Below are 9,426 nucleotides of genomic sequence, written 5' to 3' on the forward strand. Positions count from 1 at the left end.
CGGCCGGGCACGCTCGCGCCGATCCCGCGGTCGACCCAGAGCGCGCTGACCGGCGAGACGATGCCCGAGCCGACGTAGTCGTTCGCCGCCCACGCGGGGCTGGAGGCGGGACCCTCGAACAGCGACGCGTCGTAGCCGAGCCGGACCCGGGTGACGCCCTGCTGCTGCAGCGCCCGGGCCGTGCGCGTGGCCAGCGTCGTCAGATCGGCCCGCTCGCCGTACCGCGCCGGCCTCGGACGCTCCGAGGCCAGGAACGGGTCGCCACCGCCGACGAGGACGAGCCGGTCGCCGTCCAGCACCGTGCGCGTGGCGAGCCGGGTGTCCGGGTCCAGGGTCGCGAGCGCGGCGAAGCCAGTGAGCACCTTCGTCGTGGACGCGGGCGTGAACGCGCCCTCGCCGTGCTCGGCCAGGACCCGGCCGGTCGCGAGGTCGGTGACGCGGACGCCGACGTGCGGCCCGAGCGCGGAGGCAGCGACGGTGCGGTCGACCGCCGGCCTGGACCGCGGCCGCGTCCGGCTCGGGCGCCGGAGGCGGCCGTCACGTCGTCCGTCGGGGAGGCCGGCGCGTCGAGCTCGAGCTCCTCGGGCGCGGAGACCAGGGACGGTCCGCAGTCGCCGTCGCAGAGCAGGGGATTGAGGCGCCCGTCGGCGTGCGCGGCGCGCAGCCACAGCGCCCCGCCGGCCACCACGGCGACCGCGACGAGGGCCGCGAGCAGGCGCGTCCAGACCCGTCGACCCGACCGCCCGCTCATGCCCCGAGGGTATCTGTGGGACGATGGCCCTCTGTCTCAGCCCGTCTTTGCCGGAGGAACCGTGATTTTCGACGTCACCGTGGAGATCCCCAAGGGGAACCGCAACAAGTACGAGGTGGACCACAAGACCCACCGCATCCGCCTCGACCGGACCCTCTTCACCGCGACGCAGTACCCCGCGGACTACGGCTTCATCGACGACACGCTCGGCCAGGACGGCGACCCGCTGGACGCCCTCGTCCTGCTCGACGTCCCCACGTTCCCCGGCTGCGTCATCACCTGCCGCGCGATCGGCATGTTCCGCATGACCGACGAGGCCGGCGGCGACGACAAGGTCCTGTGCGTCCCGGCGACGGACCCGCGCCACGAGCACCTGCGCGACATCCACCACGTGCCGGAGTTCGACCGCCTGGAGATCCAGCACTTCTTCGAGGTCTACAAGGACCTCGAGCCCGGCAAGTCGGTCGAGGGCGCCTCGTGGGTCGGCCGCGCCGCCGCCGAGGTCGAGATCGAGGCCTCGTTCCAGCGCTTCAAGGACAACGGCGGCTACTGAGCCCCGCTGACCCACGACGGGCCGTCCCCTCGGGGGCGGCCCGTCGTCGTCCGCCCGTACCGAGCCGAGCCGCTAGGGACGGCGGGCGCCGGCGAGCAGCGCGCGCATCGCGGTGCCGAACAGCTCGACGTCGACCTCGTGGTCGATCGAGCGCAGCGCGCCGAGGCCGACGCCGAGGCTCAGCAGCACCGTGGCCGCCTCCTCGTAGGAGTACTGCAGCTCCAGCCCCTCCGCCTCCACCACGGCCCGGATGAGGTCGGCGGTGGCGCTGCGGATCTCGCGGTGGCGACGGCGCAGCTCCTCGGCGACGTACGCGCTGTGCCGGGCGGCCACGGCCAGCTCGACCTCGAGCGCCATCGCCCGCGGACGTCCGACGTTCGCCCGGGCCCAGCGGGCGAAGGCGTCGATGCGGGCGTCGAGGTCGCCCTCGCCGGTGAAGGCCGAGACGACGCCCTCGACCTGGCGCTCGTGGAGCGAGTCGAGCACCGCCAGGCACAGCTCCTCCTTGCCGGAGAAGTTGGAGTACACCGCGCCCTTGGAGTAGCCGGCCTCGACCGCGACCTTGTCCAGGGACGTCGCGGCGTAGCCGTCGTCGAGGAACATCCGGCGCGCGACGTCGATGAGCCGACGGCGCGTCTCGGCCTGGCGGGCGGCCCGGCTGCGGGCGCTCTGCTCCGCGGGGGCGTCGGCCACGGGACCTCCTGGGGACGGGACGGCCCGGCCAGTATCCCCGATACCGCCGGTATCCGTCACGCGGACCCGGCGGCCGCGGGGCGCACGGACGCAAGGTAAGCGATTGCTCACCTGTCTGCTCTAGGCTCGCCCGCATGCGTGCCGTGCAGATCACCCAGCTCACCGGACCCGACGACGTCCTCATCACCGACGTGCCCGCGCCGACCGCAGCGGAGGGCCAGGTGCTGATCGACGTCCGCGCCGCCGGGGTGGCGTTCCCCGAGGTCCTGCTGACCCGTGGCCAGTACCAGATGAAGCCGGACCTGCCGTTCGTCCCGGGTGCCGAGGTGGCCGGCACGGTGGCCAGCGCGCCGGAGGGCTCGGGCCTGTCCGTCGGCGACCGCGTCGCGGCCCTGCCGATGCTCGGCGGCTTCGCCGAGCAGGTGGCCGCGTCCCCGGACCTCGTGTTCCCGCTCCCGGACTCGGTCTCGTTCGAGCAGGGCGCGTCGATGATCTTCAACTACGGCACGGCGTACTTCGCGCTCGTCGAGCGCGGCGGGCTGGCCGCCGGCGAGAGCGTGCTCGTGCACGGCGCCGCGGGCGGCATCGGCACGGCCGCCATCCAGGTCGCCAAGGCGTTCGGCGCCGGCGACGTCGTGGCCGTGACCTCCACCGACGCCAAGGGCGAGGTCGCCCTGGCCGCCGGGGCGGACGCCTCCGTGCTGGTCGACGGGTTCCGCGACGCGGTCAAGGAGCGCGGCGGCGTCGACCTGGTCGTCGACCCGGTCGGCGGTGACCGCTTCACCGACTCGCTGCGCTGCCTGCGCGAGGACGGACGCCTGCTCGTCATCGGCTTCACCGGCGGATCGATCCCCGAGGTGAAGGTCAACCGGCTGCTGCTCAACAACACGTCCGTCGTCGGCGTCGGCTGGGGCGCGTACGCCCTGTCGCGCCCGGGCCACATCCGGCGCGAGTGGGACGCGATGCTGCCGCACCTGGAGTCCGGCGCCCTGGCCCCGGTCGTCGGCGCGACCTACCCGCTGGAGGACGTGACGAAGGCGCTGCACGACATCGACGAGCGACGCGCGACCGGGAAGATCGTCCTGACGCCCTGACCCGCGGCTCGGCGTCCGGCCCGGCGGGGCGCGGCCTGTCTAGACTGGCCCCGTGATCTTCAAGCGTGTGAACCCCGGGCGTCCCTACCCGGACCACGGCTTGACCGCGGCCCAGTGGGCCGACGTGCCGCCCACGCAGGTCCGCCTGGACGAGCTCGTGGCCACGAAGACCGAGCTCGACCTGGAGACCCTCCTCGACGAGGACTCCACCTACTTCGGCGACCTGTTCGCCCACGTCGTGCGCTGGCGCGGCGAGCTGTACCTCGAGGACGGCCTCCACCGCGCCCTGCGCGCCGCCCTCCAGCAGCGCACGATGCTGCACGCCCGCGTCCACGACCTCCAGGAGACCCCCGCGTGAGCCGCCGTCGCGTCACGTCCGCCCTCACCCTCGTCACCGCCGCGCTCGTGCTGGTCGCGGGTGCCGGCTACGGCGCCAACCTGCTGCTCGCCGACGCCGACACGACCGTCGAGGGCCCCACCTGCACCGACACCGTCGTGCGCAAGGGCGAGAAGCTGACCTCGAACCTGGTCACGGTCCACGTCCGCAACGCCAGCCAGAAGAGCGGCCTGGCCAACCGGGCCTCGCTACAGCTGCAGCGCCGCGGCTTCCTTGCCGGCAGCATCGCCAACGCGCCCGAGGGCGTGCGGGCCAGCCGCGCCACGATCCTGGCCGCCGACGCGAACGACGACATGGTCAAGCTCGTGGCGCGCCAGGTGAAGGGCGACGTCCGGGTCCAGCGGCCGCCGGCCGGGGTCGTGCTCGACGAGGGCGTCACGCTCGTCGTCGGCGGCGACTACGCCGGTCTGCGCAAGGCCCCGGCCGCCGTCACGGCGACGCAGGACGTCACGGTCTGCGTGCCGAACGAGGCCGCGGTCGAGTAGCTAGGGCCCCGGGTCCCAGCCGGCCAGGCGGCCGTGGCGCGACACCGCGCGCAGCCGCGACTCCGCCTGCTGGCGCACCCGCCGCGAGACCACCACGAGCACGTCGTCCTCGGTGCGCAGGCGCGTCGTGCGGTGCGGGACGAGGCTCTCGCCGTCGCGCACCACGAGCGTCACGCTGGCCCCGACCGGCAGCCGCAGCTCGCCGATCTCCACCCCGGCCAGGCGCGAGCCCGGCACGACGTGGACGAGCAGCAGGTCGGCCGAGATCCGCTCGAGCGGGGCGGCGTCCACCTCGAGATCACGGGTGTCGGTGAGCACCCCGGCGCGTCCGGCGACCCACCCGAGCGGCAGGGCCTGGACGAGGGTCGAGCCGATGACGAACACGAGCACGACGTTGAACAGGTCGTGCGAGCCGGGGACGTCCGCCGCGAGCGGGATGGTGGCCAGGATGACCGGCACGGCGCCGCGCAGCCCGGCCCACGACACGAACAGCTGCTCCCCCAGCGGCCGGCCGAACCAGACCGCGCACGCCGCGACGGACAACGGCCGGGCGACCAGGGTCAGCACCAGCCAGGCGCCGAGCGCGGTGCCGGCGTGCCACCACTCGATGGTCAGCGGGTCGGCCAGCAGGCCGAGCATGACGAACAGCCCGATCTGCGCCAGCCAGCCCACGCCCTCGGCGAACGACCGCGTCGCCCCGCGGTGGGGCAGCTCGGTGTTGCCCAGCACGAGCGCCGCGACGTACACCGCGGCGAACCCGCTGCCGTGCGCGACGGTGGTCAGCCCGTAGGCCAGGACGGTGAAGGCCAGCACGGCCAGGGGATAGAGGCCGGACGACGGCAGCGCCAGGGCCCGCAGCAGGCGTCCGCCCAGCCACCCGACGGCCAGCCCCAGCACCGCGCCCAGCGCCAGCTCGCCGACGATGAGCCCCGCGGTCACGAGAGCGGGCTGCTCGGCCAGGTCGCCGGCGGAGAGGGCCACGACCAGCACGACGATCGGGGCGTCGTTGAGACCGGACTCGGCCTCCAGGACGCCGCCCACGCGCGAGCGCAGCGGGACGGTCCGCAGCACCGAGAACACGGCCGCGGCGTCGGTCGGGCTGGTGACGGCGGCGAGCAGCAGCGCGAGCTGCCAGTCCAGTCCCAGCAGGTAGTGGGCGGCCAAAGCCACCACGACGACGCTGACCGTCACGCCCAGCGTCGCCAGCAGCAGCCCCAGGCCCATCGCCGGACGCACGTGGTCCCAGCGGGTCGTGAGGCCGCCCTCGGCCAGGATGAGCACGAGTGCGGCCAGGCCGAGCGCGAGCGCGAGGTCGGCGTCGTGGAAGTGGCCGTAGAAGCCGGTCTCGTCGAGCAGCAGGCCGATGCCGAGGTAGACCAGGAGGCTGGGCAGGCCGAGCCGGTGGGAGAACCGCACCGCGACGATCGCCAGGATGAGGACCGCGGCGCCGATCAGCAGGAGCACGTCGAGGGCGACCTCGTGCACGGCGTCTCCTCGGGTCGGCGGAGTGCCATGCTAGCGGTCGCCGACCTCGTCCCTGCGTCGTCCGGGAGCCCGGTGGTGACGGGCCTTGCGCTCGTACATCCGCTCGTCCGCGCGCTCCACGACGGCCGCGAACGCGTCGCCCGGGTCGGCCGTCGCGACGCCCCAGGACCACCCCACCGGGGACGACGCGTGCAGCGCGGCCATGATCGCGTCGGCCTTCGCCTCGTCGGTGTCGGGCAGCAGGATGACGAACTCGTCGCCGCCGGTGCGGCCCAGCACGTCGTTGCCGCGCAGGTGAGCCCGCCAGTAGTCGCAGACCGACTCCAGCATCACGTCGCCGGCCGCGTGGCCGTAGGTGTTGTTGACCAGCCGCAGGTCGTCCAGGTCGGCCACGACGACGGCCAGCGGCTTGCCGAAGCGCTCGGCGCGGCGGGCGAGCCGCTCGGCCTCGTCGCGGATGCCGCGGACGTTGAGCGCGCCCGTCAGCGTGTCGGTCACCGACAGCGCGGCCAGCCGCACGCGCAGCCGGCGCAGCACCTCCACGGCCACCACGCTCTCCAGCAGCACGGTCACGGCCAGGCCGGCGAGCCCCTCGTCGCGGGCGACGACGGCGGCGAACCACCCGACCACGCCGAGCAGGTAGAGCGTCCGCGACACCCGTCCCGGCACGAACCACACCGCGTAGGCACCGACGACCGGCAGCGCGAGGCCGTTGCCGAGGGCGCCCACGGTCAGGTCCGTCGTGATGGTCAGCCCGACGATCGTGGCCAGCAACGGCACCAGCAGCACCGTCGCCTCGGCCGGACCGAACCGCGGCCCGCGCGCGAGCGCGTACGCCGCGCACGTCGCGGACGCCAGGGACAGCGCAGCCAGCACGAGGGGCGGGTTGGCGCCCTCGACGGGGAGCACCACGTTGGCGAGCAGGGCCAGGGAGCCGCAGCCGAACAGGATCGCGGTGACGACGGTCAGCTGGGGCAGCGAGCGCCACCGCGACGACGCCGGACCGCTCATGGCCGCCCCGGCGACGGGTGCGTCCGCAGGATCGCGCGCGCGGACGCCACGAGCTCGCCGACCTCCGCCACCCGGGCAGCGTAGACGACCTGGCCGTCCTGGCGGCGCGACGCCACGAGGCCGGCCTGGCGCAGCACGGCCAGCTGGTGGGAGAGGTTGGTCGGCTCGGCGTCCAACGCCTCGAGCATCTCGTGGACGGCGTGGTCGCGGCGGGCCAGCAGCTCCAGGATGCGCAGCCGCAGGGGATGACCGAGGGTGCGGAAGAACGCCGCCGCGCGCTGGTGCTCCGGGTCGTGCACGGGACGCTCCTTTGTGAGAGTGCGATCTGTGCCACTCTGCGAGAGACCGCTCCTGTGCCACCCTGGCTAGCCAGGGGAGAGCCTGACGGTACTGTCACTTGCACGGTTCTTCAATCGAACCGGGCCAGCGCGTTCGCGATGACCGCAGCGAGAGGAAAGAAACGATGACTGACGTGGAGTCGGTGCTCGACGCCGCAGGGCTGACCAATCCGCACGTGCGCGAGTACGTGCAGTACTGGGCGGCGCTGACGGGAGCCGAGCGGGTCGAGGTGGTCGACGCGTCCGACGACGCCCGCCTGGTCCAGGAGTCCCTGGACGCGGGCGAGCTGCTTCCGGCCGGCGAGGGGCTGTACTACTCGCGCAGCTACCACAAGGACACGGCGCGCTCGGAGGAGCGGACGATCGTGGCCACGAGCGACCCCGACGACGCCGGCGCCTACAACAACTGGCGTCCGTCCTCGGAGATGAAGCCGCTGCTCGAGGAGAAGATGCGCGGTGCGTCGCAGGGCAAGACGATGTACGTCGTCCCCTACCTCATGGCGCCGCAGGGCTCGCCGCTGGAGAAGTACGCGGCGGGCGTCGAGCTGACCGACACGCGCACCGTCGTGCTGCACATGATCCGCATGGCGCGCGTGGGCGTGAAGTACATCAACGAGCTGGCGGAGCCGGACCACTTCGTCCGCGCCGTGCACGTGACGGGCGACCTGGAGACGCTCGGCCACGGCACCGCGGACGACCAGCGGTACTTCGTCACCGTCGCCGACGAGCGCACGATCCTGCACTACGGCTCCTCGTACGGCGGCAACGCGCTGCTCGGCAAGATCGCCCACGGCCTGCGCCAGGCCGCCTACGACGGCTGGCGCAGCGGTGAGTTCCTGGCCGAGCAGTTCATGCTCCTGGGCATCACCGACAAGGAGACCGGGAAGAAGTACCACATCTGCGGCGGCTTCCCGAGCGCGTCGGGCAAGACGAACCTGGCCATGACGCTGGCGCCCGACACCCTGGGCGACCGCTACTACGTCGAGTTCTACGGCGACGACATCGCCTGGCTGTGGGTCGGCGAGGACGGCCGCCTGTACGGCATGAACCCCGAGAACGGCGTCTTCGGCGTCGCCAAGGACACCAACGAGGTCACCAACCCCGGCGCCCTGCACTCGGTGGACGCCGGCACCGGCGCGATCTTCACCAACGTCGCCTACAACGAGAAGACCCAGGAGGTCTGGTGGGAGGGCAAGACGCCCGAGCACCCGAGCGACCTGGACGGCTGGCTGGACTGGAAGGGCGACCCGATCGCCGACCGTCCCGAGGGCGCGGACGCTCCGTGGGCGCACCCGAACAGCCGCTTCACCACGACGCTGGCCAACGTCCCGAACATCGCCGAGGACTTCGAGGCGCCGCAGGGCGTCCCGATCGACGGCATCATCTTCGGCGGCCGCACCCGTGACCGCGAGCCGCTGGTGCGCGCGATCCACGACCTGGCCGAGGGCGTCTACGACGGCCTGACGCTGGGCGCCGAGGCCACCTTCGCGGCCGAGGGCGTCGAGGGCCAGCTGCGCTACGACCCGATGTCGATGCGTCCGTTCATGTCGTACCCGGAGGGCCCGTACGCGGCCCACTGGCTGAAGATCGTCGGCGCCGCGAGCGAGCAGCCGATCTTCGCGCACGTGAACTGGTTCCAGCGCGACCCCGAGGACGGCCACTTCCTGTGGCACGGCTACCGCGACAACCTGCGCGCGCTGCTGTGGCTCATGGAGTACAAGAACGGCGAGGTCACGGGCCGCGAGACCCCCGTGGGCGTCCTGCCGCTCAAGGAGGAGCTCAAGCTCGAGGGCATGGAGATCACCGAGCAGGACCTCGAGACGATCCTGTCGATCGACGTGGACCGGTGGAAGCAGGAGATCGGCTTCCGCGAGGAGCACCTCAAGGCGTTCGCGAACCTGCCCGAGGCGATCTGGGAGGCCCACCGCCGCGTGGCCGCCGCCCTCGACGCCGAGGCCTGAGCCGCACGCTCTGCCGACCGGAGCCCCACGGACCGTATGGTTCGTGGGGCTCCGGCCTTTCCCGGGAGGACCCATGACCGCCACCGTCCCCTCGCCCGAGGACGTGCGTCCGCGCCTGCTCGCCGTCGCGTTCCGCCTGCTGGGCGACGCGGCCGAGGCCGAGGACGCGGTGCAGGAGGCGTTCGTGCGCTGGTACCGGATGTCCGAGGCCGAGCGGGCAGACGTCCGCGAGCCGGCCGCGTGGCTGACGACCGTGACGTCCCGCGTGTGCCTGGACCTGCTCGGCTCGGCCCGTCGGCGGCGCGAGGCGTACGTGGGGCCGTGGCTGCCCGAGCCGCTGGCCGGCCCACTCCCCGTCGTCGCACCGGCCGGAGACGCGGCCGTGCTGGGCGAGTCGGTCGACCTGGCGCTGCTGCTGGCGCTCGAGGCGCTCACCCCGGCCCAGCGGGTGGCGTGGGTGCTGCACGACGTCTTCGCGGTGCCGTTCGAGCAGGTCGCCGACGCGGTGGGACGCACCCCGCAGGCGTGTAGGACGCTCGCGTCGGCCGCTCGCCGGGCGCTGCGCTCGGACCGCGCGTGGCGACTCGCGCGAGGAGCACGCCCGCGCCGTCGGTCGCCTTCCAGACCGCCTGTCTCACCGGTGACGTGAGCGCGCTCG

Annotated in this window: 11 protein-coding genes; 6 read left to right on the forward strand and 5 right to left on the reverse strand. The window is 73.4% G+C overall.

The window, feature by feature from the left end:
• On the reverse strand, positions 1 to 884 hold an 884-nt coding region (locus tag AC2W7G_RS04520), incomplete at its 3' end, for a D-alanyl-D-alanine carboxypeptidase (RefSeq protein WP_485867388.1).
• Here AC2W7G_RS04520 and AC2W7G_RS04525 point away from each other — a divergent pair.
• Positions 813 to 1,304 (forward strand): inorganic diphosphatase, encoded by a 492-nt coding sequence (locus AC2W7G_RS04525; RefSeq protein ID WP_019143851.1) that lies wholly within the window; start codon positions 813 to 815, stop codon positions 1,302 to 1,304. The two genes, AC2W7G_RS04520 and AC2W7G_RS04525, sit on opposite strands and share 72 nt — an antisense overlap.
• Positions 1,305 to 1,376: 72 nt before the next feature.
• Here the strand turns inward: AC2W7G_RS04525 and AC2W7G_RS04530 are convergent, their stop codons facing one another.
• Positions 1,377 to 1,997, reverse strand: a complete 621-nt coding sequence (locus AC2W7G_RS04530) for a TetR/AcrR family transcriptional regulator (RefSeq protein WP_485867389.1) — start codon at positions 1,995 to 1,997, stop codon at positions 1,377 to 1,379.
• A gap of 134 nt (positions 1,998 to 2,131) precedes the next feature.
• Here AC2W7G_RS04530 and AC2W7G_RS04535 point away from each other — a divergent pair, with 134 nt between their 5' ends.
• From AC2W7G_RS04535 to AC2W7G_RS04545, 3 genes are read left to right on the forward strand one after another with little or no spacing between them, the layout of a single operon-like run.
• A complete protein-coding gene (locus AC2W7G_RS04535; protein ID WP_485867390.1) occupies positions 2,132 to 3,091 on the forward strand; it encodes an NADPH:quinone oxidoreductase family protein in 960 nt (319 codons plus the stop codon).
• 52 nt (positions 3,092 to 3,143) lie between these two features.
• Complete coding sequence (locus tag AC2W7G_RS04540) at positions 3,144 to 3,449, forward strand: type II toxin-antitoxin system VapB family antitoxin (RefSeq protein WP_485867391.1); 306 nt, start codon at positions 3,144 to 3,146, stop codon at positions 3,447 to 3,449.
• Complete coding sequence (locus AC2W7G_RS04545; protein WP_485867392.1) at positions 3,446 to 3,973, forward strand: LytR C-terminal domain-containing protein; 528 nt, start codon at positions 3,446 to 3,448, stop codon at positions 3,971 to 3,973. The genes AC2W7G_RS04540 and AC2W7G_RS04545 overlap by 4 nt, the downstream gene beginning before the upstream one ends.
• Here AC2W7G_RS04545 and AC2W7G_RS04550 read toward each other — a convergent pair whose 3' ends face one another.
• The 3 genes from AC2W7G_RS04550 to AC2W7G_RS04560 are packed head-to-tail and all read right to left on the reverse strand — an operon-like array spanning position 3,974 to position 6,768.
• The gene (locus AC2W7G_RS04550; protein ID WP_485867393.1) at positions 3,974 to 5,458 is read right to left on the reverse strand and encodes a potassium/proton antiporter; all 1,485 of its coding nucleotides are present in this window, start codon (positions 5,456 to 5,458) and stop codon (positions 3,974 to 3,976) included. It lies immediately after the preceding gene.
• 30 nt (positions 5,459 to 5,488) lie between these two features.
• Complete coding sequence (locus AC2W7G_RS04555; RefSeq protein ID WP_485867394.1) at positions 5,489 to 6,469, reverse strand: GGDEF domain-containing protein; 981 nt, start codon at positions 6,467 to 6,469, stop codon at positions 5,489 to 5,491.
• Entirely contained in the window at positions 6,466 to 6,768 is a 303-nt protein-coding gene (locus AC2W7G_RS04560) for an ArsR/SmtB family transcription factor (RefSeq protein WP_485867395.1), read from the reverse strand. The genes AC2W7G_RS04555 and AC2W7G_RS04560 overlap by 4 nt, the downstream gene beginning before the upstream one ends.
• A 164-nt stretch (positions 6,769 to 6,932) precedes the next feature.
• Here AC2W7G_RS04560 and AC2W7G_RS04565 point away from each other — a divergent pair, with 164 nt between their 5' ends.
• Both AC2W7G_RS04565 and AC2W7G_RS04570 read left to right on the forward strand, forming a co-directional pair.
• Positions 6,933 to 8,768, forward strand: coding sequence for a phosphoenolpyruvate carboxykinase (GTP) (locus tag AC2W7G_RS04565; protein WP_485867396.1), 1,836 nt, complete (start codon positions 6,933 to 6,935; stop codon positions 8,766 to 8,768).
• Between the two features lie 73 nt (positions 8,769 to 8,841).
• Positions 8,842 to 9,417, forward strand: coding sequence for a sigma factor (locus AC2W7G_RS04570; protein ID WP_485867397.1), 576 nt, complete (start codon positions 8,842 to 8,844; stop codon positions 9,415 to 9,417).
• Positions 9,418 to 9,426 lie beyond the last annotated feature (9 nt).

The organism is Aeromicrobium sp. PFPM2_SD2, from assembly GCF_057364525.1.